Raw genomic sequence first — 24,410 nt, 5'->3', positions numbered from 1 at the left:
CGACGCCGTCCGCCCGTGACCCCGGCGCGACATCACGGACACGGCCTAGGTTCGGGGAGAGGCCCGATGACTCCGGCGGCGCACCCGCCCGGCCGGACGGGCCGGAGCCGAGGAGGGGTGACCGTGGCGATGCGGGAGTATCCGCTGGTGGGCGGCCCGGTGGAGATCCGGGGCGCGCTGGACCTGGAGGAGACGCCGGCGGGAGTGATGCCGCGCCGATTGCCGGCGTGGACCAAGGAGCAGTACCAGGACCCGTCGGTCTACGGGGGAACGGTGATGCCGTCGGGTGTACGGCTGGTGTTCCGCACCGACGCGCGGGCGCTTGAGTTCGAGGTCCTCACCTCCACGGGGCAGCTCGACGGCGACCCCCGGCCCCGGCCGACCGGGATGCTGGAACTGACGGTGGACGGCGCTCTCTTCGGGCGGCTACGGGCACCGCTCGGTCATGTGGTGCGGATGGCGGGCCCCCGGGCCGCGCAGCGGCTGATCCCGGGAAAGCCGGGCACGGCACGCTTCGCCGGACTGCCGGCCGGGATGAAGAACGTCGAGCTGTGGCTGCCGCAGCAGACCCCCACGGAACTGGTGGCGCTGCGCGCCGACGGCGAGGTCCTGGCGCCCCTGCCCGACGGCCGGCCCGTCTGGGTGCACCACGGAAGCTCGATCAGCCACTGTCTCGACGCCGACGGCCCCACCGGCACCTGGCCCGTGGTGGCCGCGTCGCTCGGGGGCGTGGAGGTGACCAACCTCAGCCAGCCGGGCAACGACATGCTGGACCCCTATGTCGCCCGGACGATCCGCGACCTGCCCGCCGACCTGATCAGCCTCAAGACCGGCGTCAACATCGTGGGCCTGACCACCTTCCGGCTGCGGACGTTCGGTCCGGCCGTGCACGGGTTCCTGGACACGATCCGGGACGGGCATCCGGACACCCCGCTGCTGGTGATCTCCCCGGTGAGCTGCCCGGCACTCGAGACGCGTCCCGGCCCGACCGCGATGGGCCCGGACGGGAAGATCACCGCGCTGGGCGACCCGGCCGATCCGGCCCGCGGGGCGCTGTCGCTGCGGGTGGTCCGTGACGAGCTGGCGAGGATCGTGGCGCTCCGGCAAACGCACGATCCCCACCTGTACCACCTCGACGGCCGCGAGCTGCTCGGTCCGGCCGACGTGGACGACCTGCCCGACGGGCTGCACCCCTCCGCGGCCGCGTACCGCCGGATGGGCGAACGCTTCGCCGCCCACGCCTTCGCCGACGAGGGCCCGTTCCGCGCCCGACCGTAGACGCGGCCGATCGTAGACGCGGCCGATCGGCGGGTGACCGGGGCCGGAGGCTCGACCCGCGTGCGTCGTACGCCGGATCAGGCGCCCGGGGCCGGTTCCCGGGTGCGCAGCTCCGCGATCACCGGGCCGAACTCCTCCATCGCGGGGTCGAGCACCGTGACGTACGAGAAGCCGAGCCGCTCCCGCAGGCCGATGAGCTGGTCGGCGATCTCCCGGGCCGTGCCCATCGCCAGGATCGGCAGGTCCAGGATCTGTTCCTCGGTGAGGTACGGCACGGCCGGCTGGAACTCCGCCACCGCCGCCGCGCGGTCGTCCGTCACCTTCACCCGCTGGAGCAGCAGATTACGCTCCGCGGGCACCGCGCGCCCGGCCTCCTTCTCGAAGCCCGCGTACGTCTCCACGCGAGCCGCCAGCTCCTCGGCGGTCAGCACGGTCGCCGTGGACCCGTCGAACCGGCCGCCGGAGAAGGCCGCCACCCGCGCGTGCCGGGCGGCGAGCCGGAGTACCCGGTCGCCGTTGCCGCCGATCAGCAGCGGCACGCCGGCCGTCGGCTCCTTCTCCAACTCCTCGATCACACCGGCCAGATGATCCACCCGGGCGCCTGCCGGCAGGAAGGGGATGCCCGCCTGGTCGTGCTCCGCCGCCACATAGCCCGTGCCCAGGCCGAGTTCGAGCCGGCCGTCGGTGAGGGCCGCCGTCGTCGCCACCTCGCGGGCCAGCAACGCCGGGTTGTAGAAACCCGAGTTGAGCACGAACGTGCCCAGGCGCGGCCGGGTCGTCACCGCGGCGGCGGCAACCAGTGACGGGAAGGGCGCCGGCATGCCCAGATGGTCGGCGACCAGGATCAGGTCGTAGCCGAGTTCCTCCGCGCGACGGCAGCGCGTCCGCCACTCCTCCCCGCTGCCCGGGGCCAGCATGTTGACGGCGAATCGGAACGGCAACACCACGGCGGTACCTCCTCGTTGGCGACGTCGACCCGACCGAACCTACTCGGTGACGAAGCAGAATTCGTTCCCCTCGGGGTCCCGCATGACCTGGAACGAGCCCTGTTCGTCCGACACGAGCCCGCCGGACCGGTGCGCGCCCAGCGGCAGCGCCTCGTCGGCCGCCGCCACCGGATCGGCCACCCCCACGTCCAGATGGACGCGGTTCTTCACCGCCTTGCCCTCCGGTACCCGCTGGAACGCCAGCCGGACGAACCCGGGCGGGTCGACGTACGACCAGTCCGGGCTCCGGTCGACCGGCGTGCCGCCGAGGAGGGCCGTCCAGAACCGCACGAGGGCGGCCGGGTCGGCACAGTCGAAGACGATTTCCTGAACCCGTGCGCGCATGGAGGCCGGCGTACGGACGTCAGACGGTGACGGCCGCGGTCGTGGCGGACATGTCCGTGTACGAGGCGGTGAACGCGTCCGCGTCCCACGAACCGCCCAGCGCGGGCGCCAGCCACGAGGGTGCCGCCGCCCGGAACGCCACGGGCGTCAGCGCGCCCGCGCCGTGCGGCACCGCGCCGAGCAGCGGCGCGCCCGCGGCCCGCGGCAGGTCCGCCAGATTGCACCGCGCGGCCAGGTCCGGACCGGCCGGCCAGCTGCCCACCACCACACCGGCCTGCTCGATCCCGCGCGCCCGCAGCGCCTCCGCCGTCAGCGCCGTGGAGTTGAGGGTGCCGAGTCCGGCGGGGGCCACCACGAGGACCGGCGCCCCGAGCAGCCGGGCGGCGTCCGCGAGCGTGCCGCCCTCCTCGTCGAACCGCACAAGCAGTCCGCCGGCGCCCTCCACCAGCACCAGATCGTGCGACGCGGCCAGCTTCCGCGCCGCCTCGGCGGTCCCGGCGGGGGAGACCGGGGCCAGGCCGGCCCGGCGGGCCGCCGTGTCCGGCGCCAACGGCTCGGGATATCGGGCGAGTTCGGCCCCGGTCGTCGCGCCCGACAGCCGTACGGCCTCGTCCGCGTCCCCCGCCTCCCCGGGTGTCAGCCCGGTCTGCGCGGGCTTCAGGATGGCGACGGTCCGCCCGGCGGCGGTGGCGGTCGCGGCGAGGGCGGCCGTGACGACGGTCTTGCCGATCTCGGTACCGGTGCCGCTGACGACGATCACGGTCATGTGCGCTGTCCTTTTCTCGTGCGTACCCGTCCGGGCCCTGGCGGGCGAGCCGGACGGGCCCTTGCGAACTACGGGGTGGAGCGTGATTCCGGCGAGCGGGGCGGTGTGCGGGGGTGCCGCCTCCGTCAGGTGTCGGCCGGGCCGGACTCGTCGGCCGCGTTGTGCCCGCCATCGCCCCGCTGGTCGACGGCTTCCTCACCCGCACCTGGGTCTGACCGGGCGGTGCGCACGCGTCGTCGCCCGGCGGCCGGAACGACGGTGACGATCCCGACGTTCGTGCCGGTTACGGCCGCCGGCACGCCGTTCCCCGGACAGGGGTATCACGGCCCGCCGGCGGCTCGGCTCACCCCGCGTGGGCCGCCGCCCGTACCCCCGCGCAGATCCGGGCCACGTCCTCGTCGTCCGTCACGAACGGCGGCATCGTGTAGATCAGGTCGCGGAACGGCCGGAGCCACACGCCCTCCCGCACCGCCGCCCTGGTCGCCGCCGGCACGTCGACGTCGTGGTCGAGCTGCACCACGCCGATCGCCCCGAGCACCCGCACGTCGCGGACGCCCGGAATCGCCGACACCTCCGACAGCCCCTCCCGCAGACCCGTTTCGATCCGCCGGACCTCGCCCCGCCAGTCCTGCCCGAGCAGCAGGTCGAGGGAGGCGAGGGCGATGGCCGAGGCGAGCGGATTGCCCATGAAGGTGGGGCCGTGGGCGAGCACCGGCACCTCGCCGCGCGAGATGCCGTCCGCGACCCGGCTCGTGCACAAGGTCGCCGCCATCGACAGATATCCGCCGGTCAGCGCCTTGCCCACGCACATCACATCGGGCGCGATCCCCGCGTGACCGGCCGCGAACAGTTCGCCCGTACGCCCGAACCCGGTCGCGATCTCGTCGAACACCAGCAGCACGTCGTGCGCGTCGCACGCCTCCCGCAACACCCGCAGATACGCGGGGGAGTGGAACCGCATCCCGCCCGCGCCCTGCACCACCGGCTCCACGATCACCGCGGCCAGCTCGTCGGCGTGGCGCGCGATCGCGTCGCGCAGCAGCCGCGCGTACGACTCCTCGTACGCCGTCGGCGGCGCGTCCACGAACACCTGCTCCGGCAGCACCCCGGACCACAGCTCGTGCATGCCGCCCTCGGGATCGCACACGGACATCGGCTGCCAGGTGTCCCCGTGGTAGCCGCCCCGCCAGGTGAGCAGCCGCCGCTTCGCGGGCCGGCCGGCCGAACGCCAGTACTGCAGGCACATCTTGGCCGCGACCTCGACGGCCACCGACCCGGAGTCGCTGAGGAAGACGTGCCGCAGCGGCTCCGGGGTGATCTCGACGAGCCGGGCGGCGAGCCGTACGGCCGGCTCGTGCGTCAGCCCGCCGAACATCACATGGCTCATCCGGTCGAGCTGCCCGCGCGCCGCCTCGTTGAGGACGGGGTGGTTGTAGCCGTGCACGGCCGACCACCAGGACGACATGCCGTCGATCAACTCGTCCTGTCCCTCGGCCGGTTCGGCGAGCCGGAGACGCACCCCGGACGCGGACGCGACGACCAGCGGGTCCGTGCGGCCGGGCATGGGGCCGTACGGATGCCAGACGTGCGCCCGGTCCAGGGCGAGGAGTTCGTCGTTACGCATTCGGCGCGAGGTCCGTACCGGCGCCGCGGCGGCGGACCGCCACCAGGTCGGGCCGCGCCCCGGGAACACCGGCCGCGTCCTCCTCCTCGGCTTCAGCCCGGGCCTCGGCCTCGGGCGCATCCGTTCCGCACACCGTGGCGGCTCCGCCGCACGGTCCGCAGCCGCCGCCGGCCTCCGCGTGCCCACCGCAACCGGCCGTCCCGGCCGTCTCGTCCGCCGCGCCGGTCCCGCGGGCCACGTCCGCCCGGTGGGCCGGCAGCGTGGTCGTCTCCGCGCCCTCCACCTCGAACCCGGCGTCCGCGATCATCTCCAGATCCGCCTGGCCGGCCTGGCCCTCGCTGGTGAGGTAGTCGCCGAGGAAGATCGAGTTGGCCAGGTGCAGCGCCAGCGGCTGCATCGTGCGCAGATGCACCTCGCGCCCGCCCGCGATCCGCACCTCGACGTCGGGACAGACGAACCGCACCATCGCGAGGATCCGCAGACAGCGCTGCGGCGTGAGGTTCCACTCCTTGGCCAGCGGCGTGCCCTCGAACGGGATCAGGAAGTTGACCGGCACCGAGTCGGGGTCGAGCGCGCGCAGCGCGAACACGACGTCGACCAGGTCCTCGTCGCTCTCGCCCATGCCCGCGATCAGACCGGAACAGGCCGAGAGCCCGGCGGCGTGCGCCTTCTCCACCGTGTCCACGCGGTCCGCGTAGGTGTGGGTGGTGGTGATGCCGCCGTACGTCGCCTCGGACGTGTTGAGGTTGTGGTTGTACGCGTCGGCGCCGGCCTGCTTCAGCCGCTCGGCCTGACCGTCCGACAGCAGACCGAGGCAGGCGCAGACTTCCACGCCCTCGTTCTGTTCCTTGATGGCCTCGATGGTCCGGCCGACCCGCTCCACGTCCCGGTCCGTCGGGCCGCGCCCGCTCGCCACCAGACAGACGCGCTTCGCGCCGCCGGCCAGACCGGCCGCGGCGGCCTGCGAGGCCTCCTCGGGCTTCAGCCAGGTGTACTTGAGGATCCCGGCCTCGGAGCCGAGCCGCTGCGAGCAGTACGAGCAGTCCTCGGGGCACAGCCCGGACTTCAGGTTGACGAGGTAGTTGAGCTTCACCCGCCGCCCGAACCACTGACGGCGCACCTTGCCGGCCGCGGTCACCACATCGAGCAGTTCGTCGTCGGAGGTCGCCAGTACGGCGAGCGCCTCTTCACGGGTCGGCGACTCGCGCCGCAACCCCTTGTCCACCAGCGTGTTCAGCAGGTCCATAAGGGATGATCCTGACGCACGGCGCACCCCCAGGCCAAGGAGGAACCGAACAAACGGCCCCGATCGAGGTGTGTGCATGGCCACACTCTGACCCCGGCCCCGGCCAGTTAGGGTCTGTGCGGTGCCTACAAAAGGATCTGCCATGCCGCCGTACGCCGCCGACCCCGGCGCCCTGCGCCCGCGGGACCCGGAGCACGCCCCCGAGCGGGACCGGACAAAGGCCGTAGGGGAGGCGCCGGATCCGCGTTCGGCCGCCTTCGACTGGACCGGGGACGCCGCCGCGCGGCGGGCCGAGGCGGGCCTGGTGCGCACCCTGCGCCCGCGCGCCGCCGAGTCCCCGCTCCTCGACCTCGCGAGCAACGACTACCTCGGGCTGACCCGCCGCCCCCAGGTCACCGAGGCGGCGGCGGACGCGGCCCGCCGCTGGGGCGCGGGCGCCACCGGCTCCCGGCTGGTCACCGGCTCCACCCGGCTGCACGCCCGGCTGGAACGCGAACTCGCCGAATTCTGCGGCTTCGAGGCGGCCCTGGTCTTCTCCTCCGGCTACGCGGCGAACCTGGCGGCCCTCACCGCGCTGTCGGACCGCGACGGGCTGATCGTCTCCGACACCGCCAACCACGCGTCGATCGTCGACGGCTGCCGCCTGGCGCGCGCCGAGACCGCCGTCGTCCCGCACACCGACCCGGCGGCCGTCGCCAAGACGCTCGCCGCGCACCCCGGACGCCGGGCCCTCGTGGTCAGCGACTCCGTCTTCTCCGTGGACGGCGACCGGGCGCCCCTCGGCGCGCTCGCGGCCGCCTGCCGGGACCACGGTGCCGGACTGGTCGTGGACGACGCCCACGGACTCGGCGTGCTCGGCGACGGCGGGCGCGGCGCGCTGCACGCGGCGGGCCTCGCGGGCGCGCCCGACGTGGTCGCGACGCTCACCCTCTCCAAGTCGCTGGGCAGCCAGGGCGGTGCGGTGCTCGGCCCGGCCCGGGTGATCGAGCATCTGGTCAACACCGCCCGTACCTTCATCTTCGACACCGGCCTCGCCCCGGCCGCGGCGGGCGCCGCCCTCGCGAGCCTGCGCCTGATCGCCGCCGAACCGGGCCTCGCCGCCCGCGCCCGTATGGTCGCGGCGACCCTGCACCGCCGGCTCACCGAGGCGGGCCTGAGCGCCGCCCGGCCCGACGCGGCCGTGGTCTCGGTCCGCGCGCCCGGCCCGGCCGAGGCCCTGCGCTGGGCGGCCGACTGCCGCGAACAGGGCTTGGTCGTCGGCTGTTTCCGGCCCCCGTCCGTCCCCGACGGCATCTCCCGCCTGCGCCTGACGGCCCGCGCGGACCTGACCGACGGCCAGATCGGCCAGGCCGTGACGACGATCCTGCGCCTGGCCCCGGCCGGCGCCCGCTGACCGACGTCGCCGGCGTGGTCGTCCGCCCGGCGCCGGGCGCGTTTCAAGATCGCTTGCTCTCCTCCCCGGCGGGGCGGCAGAATCCGGCGACGGCCGCCACGGGGCGGCCCGCCGGGAGCGGAGGAATCGTGGTCGCGGGAATCGCGCTGTTCGTCATGGGGCTGGGCGTCACCGGCTGGGGAACCATGTACGCCTTCAATCTGCGCGGCGCGGTGGACAAGGCCGTGACCCGGCGCAACGCCGTACGGGCGGTGACCGCGACGCGCACGATGAACCTGGGCCTGACCGAGCCCTCCCGGTTCGGGCCGTGGTTCTTCCGGCTGATGGGGGCCGTCATGCTGCCCGGCGGCCTGTTTCTCGCACTCGTCGGCCTGGTGATCGCGTCCCTGGAGAACTGAGCCGGCGGTCGCTGTCAGACCAACTCGCTAGTTTGATCACATGAGTTCTTGCCTGACCGCACATCTGCTGGACATCGAGGCCACCCGGGCCCTGGTCGGATCGAACGACGAGCAGCTGCTCGCGACCATCCGCGCCGAGTTCGCCCGCGACCTGGCCCGCGACGACGACTGGTTCTCCGACCAGATCGAGCAGGGCGCGCCCACCGCGCTCGACGCGCTGACCGCCGTGGTGCGCGGCGGGCCCTACGACGCGGTTGACGAGCACGCCTTCCAGTACGGCTACGCGTACAAGCGGCTCTGCACGCTGACCGGCTCCTTCCTGGACAACTCCTCCTTCTGTCCGTTCCGCGGCGACTGGCTGGAGACCGTGGACGAGGGGCTGAAGGCGCTGCGGATCACGGCGGTGTCGGTGGCGGACCTCGGTTACTACGGCGGCGTGCCGGCCGGCATACCCACCTACGATCTGCCGCGCTCCGGCGAGTGGACGCACGAGGAGTGCGTGGCCGCGCTGGAGCAGTTCGAGCGGACCAAGCGGGACGGGCACGCGCCGCCGCTGGAGTCGTACGTCGTGGACGCGATCAGGGACGTCGTCGGCTGGCTCGAACATGCCGCCGCCCGCCCCGGATACGGCGTGATCGGTTTCGTCTCCTGACCCGCCCGCACTCTCGGCTGTGACCCGCCCCGCGGGTACGGGCCGGCCCCACCGGCCGGCTTGTGTCCGGTCGTACGTCGCAGCGTTCACCGCTTCGGGCGACAGATGTCCGTGGATCCGGGGAGATCGCCGCCCGGGCGGGGGATCGGTGGCACGCTGACGCGGAGCGCACACCGGGCCGGGCCCGGCGGGAAAGGGGCGTCGTCGTCATGGCGGACCACCAGGAGGCGACCCTCACGCTGCCGAGCGACCCGGCGTCCGTGCCCGCCGCGCGCCGTCATGTCGCGGAGGTGCTGTCCTCCTGGGGGCTCGACGAGACGGGGGAAGCGGCGGCCGCGCTGCTCCTGATGGTCTCGGAACTGACGACCAACGCCGTCCAGCACACGCTCGGCCGGTCGCCGGCCTTCACGGTCGGCCTGTACCTCGACCGGCACGAGCGGCTGCGGATCGGCGTGACCGACAGCCATCCCCGCCGGCCCCGGCGGCTCCCCGCGGCCGTCCAGCAGGACAACGGGCGCGGCCTGCTGATCATCCGCACCCTGGCCGCCGAGGCCGGCGGCCGGCTGTCGGTGACGCCGACGGCCAAGGGCGGCAAGACGGTGTGGATCACCCTGCCCTGGCCCGCCGCCGCCGCTCTCCCGGGCCGGCCCGCGGCCCGGGAGAGAGTGACACGCGGTCAGCGCACCCGTCCGTAGAGCACCTTCGAGGTCCAGATCCGCTCCAGCTTCACCCAGGAACCCGTCTTGGGGGAGTGCCAGATCTTGTTGTTCCCCGCGTAGATCCCCACGTGGTACACCCGTCCGCCGGAGTGGAAGAACACGAGGTCCCCCTTCTGGCGGCGGGACGCGGAGATGTGGCGGGTCTTGTTGTACTGCTGCTGTGCCGTGCGCGGCAGCTTTTTGCCCGCCTTGCGGAACGCGTACTGGGTCAGGCCCGAGCAGTCGAACCGGCCAGGTCCGGTGGCCCCGTAGCGGTACGGGGACCCCTTCTTCGACGCGGCGACGTTCAGCGCCCTGTAGGCGTACGACGGCGCGGCCTCGGCGTCCGGCGCGGCGCCGGGAGCGACCAGGGTGCCGCCGACGGCGGCCAGGGTGAGAGCCGAGACGGCTCCGGCCCGGGACAGCAGGAACGGGACATGCATCTGCGCAGTCATGCGCAACCCTTCGTCAGCCGCCTGAGAAGGATGACCTGTCGGGTTCGGGCAGGCGAAGAATGCCCGGCCGCGGCTGCGGCTTCACCCCGAGGGACGGCTCCGATCGCTCGGACGCCCCGTGTTGCTCGGGTCCTCCACTCCTGCCGGTCCACTCCGGTCGACCAGACGTCCGCGGCGGCGGCAGGACTCGGCGTCCGCCCGGACCGCCCCGCCTCGGGTGGCGGGGGCTTGGCGTCGACACGGATCTTCACTCACGACGCCGCCGAAAACAGCGATGAAATGGTGGTAAGTGAGTCTCCTCACGGCTGAACCATTCGGGTGGACAGCCGGGTTGAGTGCCCGTCGGGTGTTTCGGCGACGAGCCTCCGACCAGGGGCGGTGAGACGGCCGTCCGCCGGACGGGCGGACGCGGAGCGCAAGTCGTCCGGCCTTCCGCCGGTCCGTCGGATACGCCGAACGAGGGAGTGATGATGTGATAATCGTGCGCCGAGTGGAGCTCTACACGACACCCGCCGCTGTCAACCGGCCCGTTCCCCGGGGACGATGACCCGCCCTGACCGCCGCTCCCCGTCCAGGACGCGCAGCGCCCGCGCCAGGGTGTCCGCGTGCACCTCGCTCTCGCCCCGCAGATGCATCGTCGTCAGTGCGTCGCGCAGCGCCGTCGCCCGCCCGACCAGGGCCTGCGCGGCCCGGAGCGCGCCGTAGGTGTGGTCGGCCCGGGCGGGGTTGATCCGCCCGAGCAGATCGACGACCTCCAGATACGCGTCGACGAGCTCGCCCTCGGCGCGGGTCAGGGCCGGCAGCGGCGGCAGCTCCGGAACCACGGCGGCCTCACTCCTCCCCGGCCCCGGGCCGGCCGTCCCCGGCGTCCGGGCCGGCGGTGTCGTGGCGGCTGCGGACGACGTGGTCCACCAGTCCGTACGCCCGCGCGCCCGACGCGTCGAGGACCGTGGTCCGGTCGATGTCGGCGTCGACGGCCGCCCGCTCCCGCCCGGTGTGCTCGGCGAGCAGTGCGGCGGTCAGATCCCGCTGGCGCAGCAGTTCCCGCGCCTGCACGTCGAGATCGCTGGGCTGTCCCCGCATCGGCTCGTCGAGCGCGGGCTGCTCCAGGACGATCCGGGCGCGGGGCAGGGCGAGTCGGCGGCCCGGCGTGCCCGCCGCGAGGAGCACCGCGGCCGGGCCGACGGCCTGGCCGAGGCAGATGGTCTCCACCTCGCACGAGACCGTGCGGATCGTGTCGTAGATCGCGGTCATCGCGGTGACCGAGCCGCCGGGGGAGTTGATGTAGAGGCTGATCACCTGCTCCGGCGCCGCGTAGTCCAGCTGCAGGAACTGGGCGACGACGTCGTTCGCGGCTGCTTCGTCGACCGGCGTGCCCAGCATGACGATCCGCTCGCCGAAGAGTTTCGCGTACGGATCGAGCGTGCGGACCCCGAAGGACGTGCGCTCCGTGAACTCCGGAAGGACATGACGCATCTGCATGAGGCTCTCCTCCTTCTGTAAAAAATGTACAGGACGTACAGCCCGTAAGATGAGGAGCATGGTCTATGAGATTCCGGTGACGCAAGCGCGCGCAGAGCTCGCGGATCTGATCAACCGCGTCGTGTACGGCGACGAACGCGTCGTCGTCACCCGGCACGGGAAGCCCCTCGTCGCCCTCGTGTCCGCCGCTGACCTGGAACGACTCGAAGCCCTGCGGGAGACCGAGGACGAGCCGGTGATCAGCTCGGTGTCCACGCTGCGCGGCGTCGCGTCCGCTCCGGGTGAACAGCGCCGCTTCGGCATCGCCGCCCACCACCGAGGCCCGGGTTCCGGGGACTGAACCACGCCCGGTGGTGCGGCCGGGGCCCGTTCTTCACGGACACGCAAAGCCCCGGTCAGGTGCCCGGAAAGACTTCCGCCGCAACGCGCAATGTCTCGGAACACGCCCCTCGTTGCCCTGCAACAGGATGTTGCAGGTCGATAGGGTCCGGCAGTCCGGGGAGACCCCGGCCTGCCGACAGCGAGGTGGAAGCGTGCGACTCAGCCCCCACGAGCAGGAGCGCCTGCTCATCCATGTCGCGGCCGACGTGGCCGAGAAGCGCCGGGCGCGCGGAGTGAAGCTCAACCACCCCGAGGCCGTCGCCCTCATCACCGTCCACATCCTGGAAGGCGCCCGGGACGGCCGGACCGTGGCGGAGCTGATGACCTCCGGACGCACCGTGCTCACCAGCAAGGACGTCATGGACGGCGTTCCCCAGATGATCCGGGACGTCCAGGTCGAGGCCACCTTCCCGGACGGCACCAAGCTCGTCACCGTCCACGAGCCCATCTTCCCGGGGGAGCCCCGATGATCCCCGGGGAGATCCTTTTCGCGGACGGTCCCGTGGCCCTGAACGAGGGCCGCCCCGTCACCCGCCTCACCGTCCTCAACACCGCCGACCGGCCCGTCCAGGTCGGCTCCCACTACCACTTCGCCGAGGTCAACCCCGGTCTCGACGTCGACCGCGTGGCCGCCCGCGGGCTGCGGCTGCACATCGCCGCCGGCACCGCCGTACGCTTCGAGCCCGGTGTCCCGGTCGAGGTCGAGCTGGTGCCACTGGCCGGCGACCGGATCGTGCCGGGCCTGCGCGGCGAGACGGCCGGCCCGCTGGACCCCGAGAGCGACGCGGCCGCCGAGGGCCGCCCGAACGGAGCCGACCGTGCCTGAGCTGCACCGCGCCGTGTACGCCGACCTGTTCGGCCCCACCACCGGCGACCGGATCCGGCTCGCCGACACCGATCTGCTCGTACGGATCGAGGAGGACCGCTCCGGCGGCCCCGGTCTGGCGGGCGAGGAAGCCGTCTTCGGCGGCGGCAAGGTCATCCGCGAGTCGATGGGCCAGTCCCGTGTCACCCGCGCCGAGGGCGCCCCCGACACGGTGATCACCGGCGCGGTCGTCCTCGACCACTGGGGTGTCGTCAAGGCCGACATCGGCATCCGCGACGGCCGGATCACCGCCCTCGGCAAGGCCGGCAACCCCGACACCATGGACGGAGTCCACCCCGATCTGGTCATCGGCCCCGAGACCGAGGTGATCGTCGGCAACGGCCGCATCGTCACCGCCGGGGCCGTCGACACCCATGTGCACTTCATCGGGCCCGGCGTCGTCGAACAGGCCCTCGCCACCGGGACCACCACCCTCGTCGGCGGCGGCACCGGACCCGCCGAGGGCAGCAAGGCCACCACCGTCACCCCGGGACCCTGGCACATGGCCCGGATGTTCGAGGCCCTGGACACCTTCCCCGTCAACATCGGCCTGCTCGGCAAGGGCAACACGATGTCCCGCGAGGCCATGCACTCCCAACTGCGCGGCGGGGCCTTGGGATTCAAGATCCACGAGGACTGGGGGGCGACCCCCGCGGTGATCGACACCTGCCTGGACGTCTGTGACGAGACCGGCACCCAACTCGCCATCCACACCGACACCTTGAACGAGGCCGGGTTCGTCGGCGACACCCTCGCGGCCATCAAGGGCCGCACCATCCACACGTACCACACCGAGGGCGCGGGCGGCGGGCACGCGCCCGACATCATCACCGTGGTCTCCGAGCCTCATGTGCTGCCCAGTTCGACCAACCCCACCCGGCCGCACACCGTCAACACCATCAAAGAGCACCTCGACATGCTGATGGTGTGCCATCACCTCAACCCGGCCGTCCCGGAGGACCTCGCCTTCGCCGAGTCCCGCATCCGCGGCACGACGATCGCTGCCGAGGACATCCTGCACGACCTCGGTGCCATCTCGATCATGTCCTCCGACTCCCAGGCCATGGGCCGGGTCGGTGAAGTGATCATGCGCACCTGGCAGACCGCCCACGTCATGAAGAACCGGCGGGGCGCCCTGCCCGGCGACGGTGACGCCGACAACCACCGGGCCCGGCGCTACGTCGCCAAGTACACGATCAACCCGGCCGTCGCGCAGGGCCTGGACCACCTCGTCGGGTCCGTCGAATCCGGCAAGCTCGCCGACCTCATCCTGTGGGAACCCGCGTTCTTCGGCGTCAAGCCGCTGCTCGTCCTCAAGGGCGGCCACATCGCCTACGCGCAACTGGGCGACGCCAACGCCTCCATCCCCACCCCGCAGCCCGTCCTGCCCCGCCCGATGTTCGGCGCGCTCGGCCGGGCCGCGGCGGCGGGATCCGTCAACTTCACCGCACCGGCGGCGATCGAGGACGGCCTGCCCGAACGGCTCGGCCTCGGCAAGGAGTTCGCTGTCATCGGCTCCACCCGCCGGACGACCAAGGCCGACATGCGGGAGAATGACGCGATGCCCCGGGTCGAGGTCGACCCCGACCGGTTCCAGGTACGGATCGACGGCGATCTCGTCGAACAGCAGCCGGTCGAGGAACTGCCCATGGCCCAGCGCTACTTCCTCTTCTGAGCGCTGCCGGAATGTCCATCTCCGCGGCGCGTGCCGCGCTCCTCGTGCTCGCCGACGGGCGGTTCCCCGCCGGCGGGCACGCCCACTCCGGTGGCGCCGAGGCCGCCGTCCGGGCCGGCCGGCTCACCGACGCCGCAGGCCTGGAGGCATTCTGCCGCGGCCGGCTGCACACCACCGGCCTCACCGCGGCCGGCCTCGGCGCCGCCGCGGCCCTCGGCGCCGACCCGTACGCCCTCGACGAGGCCGCCGACGCCCGCACCCCCTCACCCGCCCTGCGGGCCGTCGCCCGCCGGCTCGGCCGCCAGCTGATGCGGGCCGCCCGCACGGCCTGGCCCGGACCCGAACTCGACCGGCTCGCCGCCGCGTTCCCGCGCGGCGCGCACCAGCCCGTCGTCCTCGGAACCGCCGCGAGGGCCGCCGGACTCGGCTCCGAGGGCGCCGCGCACTGCGTCGTGTACGAGACGGCCGGCGGGCCCGCGACCGCGGTCGTACGGCTGCTCGGCCTGGACCCGTTCCAGGCCACCGCCGTCCTCGCCCGGCTCGCCCCCGTGATGGACCAGGTGGCCGCCGAGGCGGTCGCCCGCGCCCGGAACGCCGTCCGCGAGGGCCGCCTGGACGCGCTGCCCGCCGCGTCCGCCCCGCTGCTCGACCTGACCGCCGAACAGCACGCGACCTGGCCCGTCCGCCTCTTCGCCTCGTGACCCCTGCCCGTGTCCCGTCCCGCCGCCGTCCCCAAGGAGCCCCGCGCCCATGCACCTCGACCACGGACCCGACCACGACCACGGCCACGCGCGCGCCGTCTCCGCCGACGCCCGCCGGCCCGACGGCAGCCGCCGCGCCCTGCGCATCGGCCTCGGCGGACCCGTCGGCTCCGGCAAGACCGCCACCGTCGCCGCGCTCTGCCGCGCCCTGCGTGACAGCCTCTCCCTCGCCGTCGTCACCAACGACATCTACACCCGCGAGGACGCCGAATTCCTGCTCCGCGAGGCCGTGCTGCCGCCCGAGCGGATCACCGCCGTCGAGACCGGCGCCTGCCCGCACACCGCCATCCGTGACGACATCTCCGCCAACCTCGAAGCCGTCGAGGACCTGGAGGACGCCGTCGGTCCGCTCGACCTCGTCCTCGTCGAATCCGGCGGCGACAACCTCACCGCCACCTTCTCCAAGGGCCTGGTCGACGCCCAGATCTTCGTCATCGACGTCGCCGGCGGCGACGACATCCCGCGCAAGGGCGGTCCCGGCGTCACCACCGCCGACCTCCTCGTCATCAACAAGACCGACCTCGCCCCCTACGTCGGCTCCGACCTCGGCCGCATGGAGCGCGACGCGAAGAAGCAGCGCGGCGAACTCCCCGTCGCGCTCACATCGTTGCGTTCCGTCGAGGGTGTCGCCCCGGTCACCGACTGGGTCCGGGAACGACTGGCGGCCTGGACCGCATGAGCCTGGCCGTCCACCCCTCCGAGCCGGAAGCCGACCCCGAGTCCGTGCCCGAGTCCGCACCCGCACCCCGGCGTACCCCGGTGCCCGACCGGGCGAGCCTCACCGCCACCGCCCGGATCGCCGCCGCCCCGGACGGCTCCCTGCCCGTCCTGGACGGCGATGGCCCCTTCGCGCTGTGCCGCACCCGCTCCACCGGCCCGTACACCCGGGTGACCGTCGTCGGTGCGATGAGCGCCCCGCTCGGCGGCGACCGGCTCGCTCTGACGGCCGAAGTGCGGGACGGGGCCCGGCTGTTCGTCGACGCGGCCGCCGCGACCGTCGCGCTGCCGGGCGGCACCGACACCCCCGCCACGTACGACCTCACGCTCACCGTCGGCGCGGGCGCGGAACTGCGCTGGCTCCCCGAACAGCTCGTCTCCGCCGCCGGCTCCGCCCTGATCACCCGCACCACGGTCCGACTCGACGCCACCGCCCGGCTCGTACTGCGCGAGGAGCAGATCCTCGGCCGCCATGCCGAGCCGTCCGGCACGCTCACCACCTGCCTGACCGTCCGCCGCGCCGGCCGTCCGCTGCTCGACCAGGAGCTTCGCTACGGCCCCGGCGCCCCGGCCGGATGGGACGGCCCCGCGGTCCTCGGCGGTCACCGTGCCACCGGCCAACTCCTGGTCGTCAACCCCGAGTTCACCGATCGGCCGGTGGCGGCCCGACTGCTCGGCGAGCACGCCGTTCTCGCCCCGCTCGCGGGGCCGGCCGCCCTCGTCACGGCCGTCGCCCCGGACGCCCTCGCCCTGCGCCGCACCCTCGACGACGCCCTCGCTCTCCTCGTGTCCGCCTGACCCGCGGACCGTCCGCGGCGCGTCTTTCCGGCGGTAACCGCTGAGCGGTACACCTGTCACCGGTTATTGGTTCGGTAAAGAAACAGGCGTACGCCCTTTTACCCGAGGCCCCTTTGACGGAAAGATCCCCCGAACAGCCCATCGGCGCTGCCACGGGGGCGGCGCCCATCGAGGGGGAGAATTTCCTTGAGACGTACAGCAGTGTTCGGCTCCGCCGGCACTCTGATAGCGGGCACGCTCGTCGCCAGCGCGCTCGTCGCCGCCCCGGCCGCCGGGGCCGTCACCGGCCAGACCCGCGACGCCGAGGCCCGGGGCGCCGCCCTCGCCGCCGAGCGCGCCGCGAAGGCCGGCATCGACTGGCAGGACTGCCCCGCCAACTGGGGCCTGGAGAAGCCGATCCAGTGCGGCTTCGTCACCGTCCCGGTCGACTACGCCCGCCCGAACGGCAAGAAGATCAAGATCGCCGTCGACCGGATCGGCGCCACCGGCACCGCCGGTGAGCACCAGGGCTCGCTGCTCTACAACCCGGGCGGCCCCGGCGGCTCCGGCCTGAAGTTCCCGCGCCGCGTCACCACGAAGAACCCGATCTGGGCGAACGTCGCCAAGGCGTACGACTTCGTCGGCTTCGACCCGCGCGGTGTCGGCCACTCGGCGGCCATCTCCTGCGTCGACCCGACCGAGTTCGTCAAGGGCCCCAAGGCCGACCCGGTCCCGGACAACGAGGCCGACAAGGCGGCCCAGCGCGAGCTGGCCGCCGAGTACGCCAAGGGCTGCGCCGAGAAGAGCGGCGACATCCTGCCGTACATCAACACCCTCAACACCGCGCGCGACCTCGACGTCGTCCGCGCGGCCCTCGGCGAGGAGAAGCTCAACTACATCGGTGTCTCCTATGGCACCTACCTGGGTGCCGTCTACGGCACGCTGTACCCGGACCACGTGCGCCGCATGCTGGTCGACAGCGTGGTGGACCCGTCCAAGGACAACATCTGGTACGAGGCCAACCTCAACCAGGACATCGCGTTCGAGGGCCGCCTCAAGGACTGGATGACCTGGGTCGCCCAGAACGACGCCACCTACCACCTCGGCAAGACCTACGACGAGGTCCACCAGCAGTGGCTGACCCTGCGCGCCGCCGCGAAGAAGGCGCCCCTCGGTGGCACCGTCGGACCGGCCGAGCTCATCAGCTTCTTCCAGAGCGCCCCGTACTACGACTCCACCTGGGCCCCGGTCGCCGAGGCCTGGAGCGCGTACGCCGCGGGTGACCCGCAGCCGCTGATCGACGGTGCCTCCGCCGACCTCACGGACACCGCCGGCAACATCGCGTCGGAGAACGGCAACGCCGTCTACACCGCCGTCGAGTGCAACGACGCGCCGTGGCCGACCAGCTGGAAGAAGTGGGACCGGGACAACTCCCGTCTGCACGAGAAGTACCCGTTCATGACCTGGGCGAACGCCTGGATGAACCTGCCCTGCGCCACCTGGTCCGGCCCCCGCCAGAAGCCGGCCCAGGTCAAGACGGGCAAGGGCCTGCCGCCGGTGCTCATCGTCCAGTCCGAGCGGGACGCGGCCACGCCGTACGCCGGCGCCGTCGAGCTGCACAAGCGTTTCAAGGACTCGCGCCTCATCACCGAGAAGAACGCCGGCTCGCACGGTGTCACCGGCCTGGTGAACCCCTGCATCAACAGCCGGGTCGACACGTACCTGCTGACCGGCAAGGTCGACGCCAAGGACGTGACGTGCGAGCCGCACGCCACGCCCAAGCCGTAACGGCACAGCACGACAACACGGTGTGACGGCGGGGTGCGCAGCAACACGCCGTGACACGTGACGCGAGAGGGAGGGCGGTCGCCGCAGGGCGACCGCCCTTCCGCGCGTCTCACACCCCGCGCCGCGCCGCGAGCCAGGCGTCCTCCGCCGCGTAGTCGAAGAAGTCCACCCCGTACTTCGCGAGGCCGGGGAAGGCGTCCCGCCAGTCCCGGTCCGCCACCGTCTCCGTCAGCCACGCCACCGTCTCCGGCAGCGACTCGGCGTACCCGGTCACCGGCCGGTAGCCCAGCTCCCGCTCCGCCGCCGTCATGCCGCAGACCATCGGGCGCGGCGTCGTCCACGGGGTCTCGCCGACCGCGTCCTTCCCGGGCGGCCCCTCGAACAGCACCGTCTCGCCGGCCACCCCCATCACCGCGTCGACCGCCGCCCCGATCTCGGCGACCGACGGCGCCTCGGGGTCGGCGCCGTTCAGCACCCGGGACCCCGGCTTCGCCGCGGCCAGCCGGATCAGCTCCGCAAGGTTGTCCACGTGCACCGGGTGGAAGACGGACCGCCCGCCCTCCGCCAGGATCCGCACCGGACGCCCGTCCAGCGCGCGCTTCACGAACCACAGCTCGCGCGGGCCCGGACCGTACGGGCCGTGCACGGCCGCCGCCCGCAGCACCGTCGTCGGCAGCGCGTCGCCCGCCGCGAGCAGCTCCCGCTCCAGCGCGACCTTGCGGGTGCCGTACGAGGTGTCGCCCGGCGCCACCGTCCGCCAGGTCTCCGGGATGGGCAGCGGGTAGAGCGGAAAACCGTCCGGCTCGTCCTGCGTGTCGAAGTTCCGGCCCTGCTCGTCCTCGTACACCGCCGCGCTGGAGATCACCACGGCCGAGCCGATCCGGTCCGCCAGGGCCGTCAGCTGCCGTCCGTGTCCGGCGTCGTAGGCCACGACGTCCACCAGCACGTCCACGCCGTCGCCGAGGGCCCGCGCGAGCGCCCCGTCCTCGTTCCGGTCCACCGCCACCGACCGGACCTCCGCCGGCCACCGCTCGTCCCGGCCGCCCCGGCGCGAGACGGCGGTGACCTCCCATCCGTCCGCGACGAGCGCCCGTACGGCCGCCCGCCCGATCTGTCCCGTCGCTCCCACCACGCACGCGTGTCCCTTGGTCATGAGCGGCACGCTACGGGCCGGACGCGGGGCGGCCCAGTGGCTTTCGCCGTGCGCGGATTCGCCGTCGGCGTGCGGCCCGCGGGAACTTTCCGGGAAGGCGGACCTGGCGGCCGGGACGGAAAACGGCCCTCCGGGCTCAGAGCTCGGAGGGCCGAAAAATCAGGGATCGGGGATCAGGAATCGGGGGCCGGGCTCAGTCCGACGAGGAAGGCCCTGGCCCGCTCGCCGGCCGCTGCCGCGGGGCCACGGCCGGTTCGCCGCTGTCCGCCGCGGCCATCCCGAGCGTCGCCACCCCGAGCACCACCCAGCCGAACCAGAGCCAGCCGCTGCTGCCCAGCGCGACCGTGTACGCGGTGGTGAGGATCAGGGCCGCGCAGGTGAGCGCGGCCATCGTCTTCGTGGAACCCGACATCATCGCTCCGCCCTCCTCGAAGCCATCGTGACCCCGAGGGAGGGGCGTGCGCCAGCCCCTGGCGCGAACGTCGTGCGCCCCCGCCGTGCGCCGTCACGGACCGGCGCGCGCCCTTACTGTCCGCTGCGCGCCCGGAGCGAGGCGAGATACGCGTTGTACTCCTGCAGTTCCTTGTCGCCGTCCCGGTCCGCCGCCCGGTCCTTGCGCGCCGCCTGCCGCTGCTCGGAGTGGTACCACTGGTAGACCAGCGCGATCAGCACCAGTACCGAGGGGATCTCGCTGAAGCCCCAGGCGATGCCGCCCGCCGCGCTCTGGTCCGCCAGCGCGTCGATGCCCAGCGAGGCGGGCGGGTTCTTGTACGTGTCGACCATGGGCGAGGTCGCCATCATCAGCGCGATGCCGAAGAACGCGTGGAACGGCATGCCCGCGAACAGCTCCAGCATCCGCATGACGTAACCCGGCCGGTGCGGACCCGGGTCCACGCCCATGATCGGCCAGAAGAACGACAGGCCCACCGCGAGGAAGTGGACCATCATCACGATGTGACCCGTCTGCGACTCCATGAGGAAGTCGAACAGCGGCGTGAAGTAGAGCGCGTACAGGCTCGCGATGAACATGGGGATGGTGAAGCCCGGGTGCGTGATCACCCGCATGTAGCGGCTGTGCAGCAGCATCAGCAGCAGCTCGCGCGGGCCCTTCGTGCCGCGCGTCGCCGCGACGGGCAGCGCCCGCAGCGCCAGCGTCACCGGCGCGCCGAGCAGCAGCAGGATCGGCGACAGCATGGAGATCACCATGTGCTGCACCATGTGCACGCTGAACATGACCATGCCGTAGTCGTTGAGCTTGGTGCACATCACCAGGGCGATGGTGAGCACGCCCACCACGAAGAACACCGTCCGGTTCACCGGCCAGGAGTCCCCGCGCCGCCGCAGCCGCACCACGCCCCAGATGTACAGGACGAGCCCGGCCACGCACCCGATCAGGAAGAAGAGGTCGGGGGAGAACTCCAGTCCCCGCCCCAGCGTGAACGGCGGCAGGTCCATGGGCATGCCGCCCCCACCGTGCCCGCTGTGATCCATCTGCTACTCCTGGAGCCCGTTTCGCGCTTGTTGTCCGCACCAGACTAGAACCGCCCCCGGCCGTGTCCACGACCGGGGGCGGTTAGGGCGTCGCCCAGGAATTTCTTGCCTTCGGGGCAAAGTCAGAGGACGCACTCCGCCTCGTCGTAGCGGTCGGCCGGGACCGTCTTCAGGGTCTCCACGGCCTTCCCCAGCGGCACCAGTTCGATCTCCGTGCCGCGCAGCGCGGTCAGCATGCCGAAGTCGCCGCGGTGCGCCGCCTCGACCGCGTGCCAGCCGAAGCGGGTGGCGAGCACCCTGTCGTACGCGGTGGGGGTGCCGCCGCGCTGGACGTGGCCGAGGATGACGGGCCGGGCCTCCTTGCCGAGCCGCCGCTCCAGCTCGACGGAGAGCTGGTTGGCGACGCCGGTGAACCGCTCGTGCCCGTAGATGTCGGTGCCCGCGGTCTTGAAGTCCATGGTGCCCTCGCGCGGCTTCGCGCCCTCGGCGACCACGACGATGGCGAAGCGCTTGCCGTGCTCGAAGCGGGCGCCGACCCGGGCGGTCAGCTCGTCGATGTCGAAGGGGCGCTCGGGCACGACGACGGCGTGCGCGCCGGCGGCCATGCCGGAGTGCAGCGCGATCCAGCCGGTGTGCCGGCCCATGACCTCGACGATCAGCACCCGCTGGTGGGACTCGGCGGTGGTCTTCAGCCGGTCCAGGGCCTCGGTGGCGACGGTCACGGCGGTGTCGAAGCCGAAGGTGACGTCGGTCGCCGCGATGTCGTTGTCGATGGTCTTGGGGACGCCGACTATCGGCAGGCCGGCCTCGGAGAGCAGGTGCGCGGCCTTCAGGGTGCCCTCGCCGCCGATCGGGATGATCGCGTCGAGCCCGAGGTCCGCGACATGGCCGCGGGCCCGTTCGACGCCGTCGACGAGGTGCGCGGGCTGGACCCGGGAGGAGCCGAGGATGGTGCCGCCGCGGGCCAGGATGCCGTTCACCGCGTCGAGGTCCAGCTTGCGGTAATCGCACTCCAGCAGGCCCTTCCACCCGTCGTGGAAGCCGATGACCTCGTCGCCGTGGTCGACGACGGCGCGGTGCACGACGGACCGGATGACGGCGTTCAGACCGGGGCAGTCTCCGCCGGAAGTGAGCACACCAATGCGCATAGCCCGAAAACCTTTGCAACGTGGGCTGATTCCCGGACCACGTCGTCCGGCTGGATTCAGGCCACCCTATCGGTGCGGGGTGGCCTGCCCGAACCGGTTGTCCGCACAGTGGACAGCGGACACGTGTACGGGAGTCGTCCGCACGCGGTCGCCGCGCGGGGCGGACCGGGCGTGCGCCGGCCCGCGGGGCGTGGGGCGTGCACGTCCGTGCACGCCCCGCGCGGGCGACGGGCCGTCAGGCGGGGTGCGTGGCGGAGGCGATGCGCTCGGCGCGCAGGGCCTCGTACCAGCGGTCGTCCGTCGGCGGCAGCGCGTTCACGTCGAGCGCCAGCTTCAGCAGCAGATCCGCGATCTGCGGGTTGCGGGCCATGACGGGGCCGTGCATGTAGGTGCCGAAGACGGTCTCGTTGTACGCGCCCTCGGTGCCGTCGCCGGTGCCGTTGCCGTTGCCGAACACGGTGCGGGCGAACGGGCGGGCGGTCGGGCCGAGGTGCGTGATGCCCTGGTGGTTCTCGAACCCGGTGAGCTGGGGCAGGTTCAGCCGCGGGTCGATGTCGGCGAGTACGTCGCCGACACAGCGCTCGCCCTGACCCGGCACGGTCGTCACGTCGAGCAGGCCGAGGCCCGGCTCGCGCGCGCCGAGGTCGTTCACGAACTCGTGGCCGAGGATCTGGTAGCCGGCGCACACCGAGAAGATGATGGCGCCGTTGGAGGCGGCCCGGCTCAGACCGCCGTCGCGGCGCAGCCGCTCGGCGGCGAGCCGCTGCGGACGGTCCTCGCCGCCGCCGATCAGGTAGATGTCGCCGGAGGTCGGGACCGGCTGGTCGCTGCGTACGTCGACGCGCTCCACGTTGAGGCCGCGCTGGCGCGCGCGGCGCTCGACGACGAGGGCGTTGCCCTGGTCGCCGTAGGTGCTGAGCAGGTCCGGGTAGACCCAGACCAGACGCAGGCTGCTGTCACTCATGCTGCAAGTCCTTTAGCGGGGTCGAGGCGGGTCAGTTGCCGACGCGGCGGCGGACGTCCTGGAAGGCCGTGTAGTTGGCGATCAGCTCGATCTGACCGGGCGGGGCCATGGACACCGCCTCGTCGAGCGTGTCGCACACGCGGAAGTCCACGCCCGCGACCTCGAGCCGGACCGCGAGGTCCAGCTTGCGGTCGCCGAGCACCATGATCGGGTGACCGGCCAGCCGGCCGTAGTCCACGTCCCACAGCCAGGAGGTGTCCGTACCGTCGGCGCCGCGCGCGTTGACGGACAGGATCACCGGGGCCGGCGGCGGGTCGATCAGGGAGAACGTCTCGAGCCAGCCCGCCGGGTTCTTCGCGAGCAGCAGCCGGAGCTCGCGGCCCTGGAAGGTGACCACGTCGTAGCGGCCGGCGACGGCCTGCACCTGGTACATGCGCTCCAGGGCGACCTGCGGCGGCACCCCGAAGACCGCGGCGACGGCGGCCGAGGTGGCGGCGTTGGCCTTGTTGGCGCGGCCGGGCAGCTGCAGGTGGATGGGCCAGGCCGAACCGTGCGGGTCCAGCACGTGCTCGCCGCTGAGCGCCCAGCTCGGCGCGGGCCGGCGGAAGCCGCACTCGGCGCAGAACCAGTCGTCGCCGGGGCGCTGGAGCACGCCGCCGCAGGACGGGCAGGACCAGGCGTCGTCCTTCCACTCCTGGCCGACCGCGACCCACACCACGTTGGGGGAGGAGGAGGCGGCCCACACGATCAGCGGGTCGTCGGCGTTGGCGATGACCACGGCCTTCGTGCCGCTGAGTCCCTCGCGCCACTTCTCGGCGAGCATCCGCGTCTCGGCGGCGCGGTCGAGCTGGTCGCGGGAGAGGTTGAGCAGGGCGATGGCCTTGGGAGTGGTGTCCCGGGCGACGCCCGCCAGGTACTTCTCGTCGACCTCGATGACGCCGTACCGGGCGTCCGAGCCGCCGGCCAGGGCGGAGGTGATTCCGGCGGGCATGTTGGCGCCCAGCGCGTTCGACACCACCGGGCCGCTGGCCCGCAGGGCCTCGGCGATGAGCCGGGTGGTGGTGGTCTTGCCGTTGGTCGCCGATACGAGCACCACGTCCAGATGCTGTGCGAGCGCCGCCAGCAGATCCGGGTCGAGCTTGAGGGCGACGCGGCCGCCGATCACCGATCCGCTGCCGCGTCCCGCTGCCCGCGAAACGGCGGCCGCGGCCCTGCCGGCCGTCACGGCCAGCTTGGCGCGCGCCGACAGCGGCTCCGAGTTGCTGCCTGACATCGTCCTTGTTCCTCCTTGCGTCGGTCCGGGCTCAGCCTATCGAGATCCGGCCAGCAGCCCGAATTCACGGCACCGTGACATGGCACCCGGCCCC

General features: G+C 72.9%; 27 protein-coding genes. 13 read left to right on the top strand and 14 right to left on the bottom strand.

The window, feature by feature from the left end; genetic code table 11:
- Positions 1 to 129 precede the first annotated feature (129 nt).
- Entirely contained in the window at positions 130 to 1,278 is a 1,149-nt protein-coding gene (locus ABZ693_RS20230) for a GDSL-type esterase/lipase family protein (RefSeq protein ID WP_359878972.1), read from the top strand.
- Positions 1,279 to 1,355: 77 nt separating this feature from the next.
- Here ABZ693_RS20230 and ABZ693_RS20225 read toward each other — a convergent pair whose 3' ends face one another.
- The 5 genes from ABZ693_RS20225 to bioB all read right to left on the bottom strand — a co-directional run bounded on the left by ABZ693_RS20225 (position 1,356) and on the right by bioB (position 6,245).
- Positions 1,356 to 2,225 (bottom strand): TIGR03621 family F420-dependent LLM class oxidoreductase, encoded by an 870-nt coding sequence (locus tag ABZ693_RS20225; protein ID WP_359878923.1) that lies wholly within the window; start codon positions 2,223 to 2,225, stop codon positions 1,356 to 1,358.
- Between the two features lie 39 nt (positions 2,226 to 2,264).
- The gene (locus ABZ693_RS20220) at positions 2,265 to 2,609 is read right to left on the bottom strand and encodes a VOC family protein (protein WP_359878920.1); all 345 of its coding nucleotides are present in this window, start codon (positions 2,607 to 2,609) and stop codon (positions 2,265 to 2,267) included.
- Between the two features lie 19 nt (positions 2,610 to 2,628).
- Positions 2,629 to 3,375, bottom strand: a complete 747-nt coding sequence (gene bioD / locus ABZ693_RS20215; RefSeq protein ID WP_359878917.1) for a dethiobiotin synthase — start codon at positions 3,373 to 3,375, stop codon at positions 2,629 to 2,631.
- Positions 3,376 to 3,718: 343 nt separating this feature from the next.
- The gene (locus ABZ693_RS20210) at positions 3,719 to 4,999 is read right to left on the bottom strand and encodes an adenosylmethionine--8-amino-7-oxononanoate transaminase (protein WP_359878915.1); all 1,281 of its coding nucleotides are present in this window, start codon (positions 4,997 to 4,999) and stop codon (positions 3,719 to 3,721) included.
- Positions 4,992 to 6,245 (bottom strand): biotin synthase BioB, encoded by a 1,254-nt coding sequence (gene bioB, locus ABZ693_RS20205; RefSeq protein WP_359878913.1) that lies wholly within the window; start codon positions 6,243 to 6,245, stop codon positions 4,992 to 4,994. Before bioB ends, ABZ693_RS20210 begins: the two co-directional genes overlap by 8 nt.
- A 142-nt stretch (positions 6,246 to 6,387) precedes the next feature.
- Between bioB and ABZ693_RS20200 the strand changes: the two genes are divergently transcribed.
- The 4 genes from ABZ693_RS20200 to ABZ693_RS20185 all read left to right on the top strand — a co-directional run bounded on the left by ABZ693_RS20200 (position 6,388) and on the right by ABZ693_RS20185 (position 9,383).
- Positions 6,388 to 7,638: an 8-amino-7-oxononanoate synthase gene (locus ABZ693_RS20200; protein WP_359878910.1), complete on the top strand. Its 1,251-nt coding sequence runs from the start codon at positions 6,388 to 6,390 to the stop codon at positions 7,636 to 7,638.
- A gap of 128 nt (positions 7,639 to 7,766) precedes the next feature.
- On the top strand, positions 7,767 to 8,036 hold the full coding sequence (locus tag ABZ693_RS20195; protein ID WP_359878907.1) for a hypothetical protein: 270 nt from the start codon (positions 7,767 to 7,769) through the stop codon (positions 8,034 to 8,036).
- Positions 8,037 to 8,076: 40 nt separating this feature from the next.
- Positions 8,077 to 8,688: a DUF7691 family protein gene (locus ABZ693_RS20190; RefSeq protein WP_359878904.1), complete on the top strand. Its 612-nt coding sequence runs from the start codon at positions 8,077 to 8,079 to the stop codon at positions 8,686 to 8,688.
- Between the two features lie 209 nt (positions 8,689 to 8,897).
- Positions 8,898 to 9,383, top strand: coding sequence for an ATP-binding protein (locus ABZ693_RS20185; RefSeq protein ID WP_359878902.1), 486 nt, complete (start codon positions 8,898 to 8,900; stop codon positions 9,381 to 9,383).
- Here the strand turns inward: ABZ693_RS20185 and ABZ693_RS20180 are convergent.
- The 3 genes from ABZ693_RS20180 to ABZ693_RS20170 form a co-directional block, all read right to left on the bottom strand.
- Complete coding sequence (locus ABZ693_RS20180) at positions 9,365 to 9,841, bottom strand: C40 family peptidase (protein WP_359878899.1); 477 nt, start codon at positions 9,839 to 9,841, stop codon at positions 9,365 to 9,367. The genes ABZ693_RS20185 and ABZ693_RS20180 overlap by 19 nt on opposite strands.
- A 518-nt stretch (positions 9,842 to 10,359) precedes the next feature.
- Positions 10,360 to 10,665 (bottom strand): hypothetical protein, encoded by a 306-nt coding sequence (locus ABZ693_RS20175; RefSeq protein WP_359878897.1) that lies wholly within the window; start codon positions 10,663 to 10,665, stop codon positions 10,360 to 10,362.
- Positions 10,666 to 10,672: 7 nt separating this feature from the next.
- Positions 10,673 to 11,323, bottom strand: coding sequence for an ATP-dependent Clp protease proteolytic subunit (locus tag ABZ693_RS20170; protein ID WP_359878894.1), 651 nt, complete (start codon positions 11,321 to 11,323; stop codon positions 10,673 to 10,675).
- 58 nt (positions 11,324 to 11,381) lie between these two features.
- Between ABZ693_RS20170 and ABZ693_RS20165 the strand changes: the two genes are divergently transcribed.
- From ABZ693_RS20165 to ABZ693_RS20130, 8 genes are all read left to right on the top strand, one after another.
- Positions 11,382 to 11,663 carry a type II toxin-antitoxin system Phd/YefM family antitoxin gene (locus ABZ693_RS20165; protein ID WP_359878891.1) on the top strand — a complete coding sequence of 94 codons (282 nt, stop codon included), beginning with the start codon at positions 11,382 to 11,384 and terminating at the stop codon, positions 11,661 to 11,663.
- A 193-nt stretch (positions 11,664 to 11,856) separates the two neighbouring features.
- Positions 11,857 to 12,174, top strand: a complete 318-nt coding sequence (locus tag ABZ693_RS20160) for an urease subunit gamma (RefSeq protein ID WP_359878888.1) — start codon at positions 11,857 to 11,859, stop codon at positions 12,172 to 12,174.
- Positions 12,171 to 12,530: an urease subunit beta gene (locus tag ABZ693_RS20155; protein WP_359878885.1), complete on the top strand. Its 360-nt coding sequence runs from the start codon at positions 12,171 to 12,173 to the stop codon at positions 12,528 to 12,530. The genes ABZ693_RS20160 and ABZ693_RS20155 overlap by 4 nt, the downstream gene beginning before the upstream one ends.
- On the top strand, positions 12,523 to 14,244 hold the full coding sequence (locus ABZ693_RS20150) for an urease subunit alpha (RefSeq protein ID WP_359878883.1): 1,722 nt from the start codon (positions 12,523 to 12,525) through the stop codon (positions 14,242 to 14,244). The genes ABZ693_RS20155 and ABZ693_RS20150 overlap by 8 nt, the downstream gene beginning before the upstream one ends.
- Before the next feature lie 11 nt (positions 14,245 to 14,255).
- On the top strand, positions 14,256 to 14,945 hold the full coding sequence (locus ABZ693_RS20145; RefSeq protein ID WP_359878880.1) for an urease accessory protein UreF: 690 nt from the start codon (positions 14,256 to 14,258) through the stop codon (positions 14,943 to 14,945).
- Between the two features lie 49 nt (positions 14,946 to 14,994).
- Positions 14,995 to 15,684 (top strand): urease accessory protein UreG, encoded by a 690-nt coding sequence (gene ureG, locus ABZ693_RS20140; RefSeq protein ID WP_359878877.1) that lies wholly within the window; start codon positions 14,995 to 14,997, stop codon positions 15,682 to 15,684.
- Entirely contained in the window at positions 15,681 to 16,520 is an 840-nt protein-coding gene (locus ABZ693_RS20135; RefSeq protein WP_359878872.1) for an urease accessory protein UreD, read from the top strand. Before ureG ends, ABZ693_RS20135 begins: the two co-directional genes overlap by 4 nt.
- Positions 16,521 to 16,706: 186 nt before the next feature.
- Complete coding sequence (locus ABZ693_RS20130; RefSeq protein ID WP_359878869.1) at positions 16,707 to 18,287, top strand: alpha/beta hydrolase; 1,581 nt, start codon at positions 16,707 to 16,709, stop codon at positions 18,285 to 18,287.
- Positions 18,288 to 18,396: 109 nt separating this feature from the next.
- Here ABZ693_RS20130 and ABZ693_RS20125 read toward each other — a convergent pair whose 3' ends face one another.
- The 6 genes from ABZ693_RS20125 to ABZ693_RS20100 all read right to left on the bottom strand — a co-directional run bounded on the left by ABZ693_RS20125 (position 18,397) and on the right by ABZ693_RS20100 (position 24,316).
- A complete protein-coding gene (locus tag ABZ693_RS20125; protein WP_359878866.1) occupies positions 18,397 to 19,440 on the bottom strand; it encodes an NAD-dependent epimerase/dehydratase family protein in 1,044 nt (347 codons plus the stop codon).
- Between the two features lie 193 nt (positions 19,441 to 19,633).
- Positions 19,634 to 19,855 (bottom strand): hypothetical protein, encoded by a 222-nt coding sequence (locus ABZ693_RS20120; protein ID WP_359878975.1) that lies wholly within the window; start codon positions 19,853 to 19,855, stop codon positions 19,634 to 19,636.
- A gap of 110 nt (positions 19,856 to 19,965) precedes the next feature.
- Positions 19,966 to 20,931: a cytochrome c oxidase assembly protein gene (locus ABZ693_RS20115; protein ID WP_359878863.1), complete on the bottom strand. Its 966-nt coding sequence runs from the start codon at positions 20,929 to 20,931 to the stop codon at positions 19,966 to 19,968.
- A gap of 122 nt (positions 20,932 to 21,053) precedes the next feature.
- Positions 21,054 to 22,079: a 6-phosphofructokinase gene (locus ABZ693_RS20110; protein ID WP_359878861.1), complete on the bottom strand. Its 1,026-nt coding sequence runs from the start codon at positions 22,077 to 22,079 to the stop codon at positions 21,054 to 21,056.
- A gap of 235 nt (positions 22,080 to 22,314) precedes the next feature.
- Positions 22,315 to 23,043, bottom strand: coding sequence for a type 1 glutamine amidotransferase (locus tag ABZ693_RS20105; protein WP_359878858.1), 729 nt, complete (start codon positions 23,041 to 23,043; stop codon positions 22,315 to 22,317).
- Positions 23,044 to 23,074: 31 nt separating this feature from the next.
- Complete coding sequence (locus ABZ693_RS20100) at positions 23,075 to 24,316, bottom strand: Mur ligase family protein (RefSeq protein WP_359878855.1); 1,242 nt, start codon at positions 24,314 to 24,316, stop codon at positions 23,075 to 23,077.
- Between the last annotated feature and the right edge of the window lie 94 nt (positions 24,317 to 24,410).

The sequence above is a fragment of the Streptomyces laurentii genome, from assembly GCF_040635425.1.
Taxonomy (GTDB): Bacteria; Actinomycetota; Actinomycetes; order Streptomycetales; family Streptomycetaceae; genus Streptomyces; species Streptomyces laurentii.
This window is presented reverse-complemented; position numbering and strand designations above follow the sequence as displayed.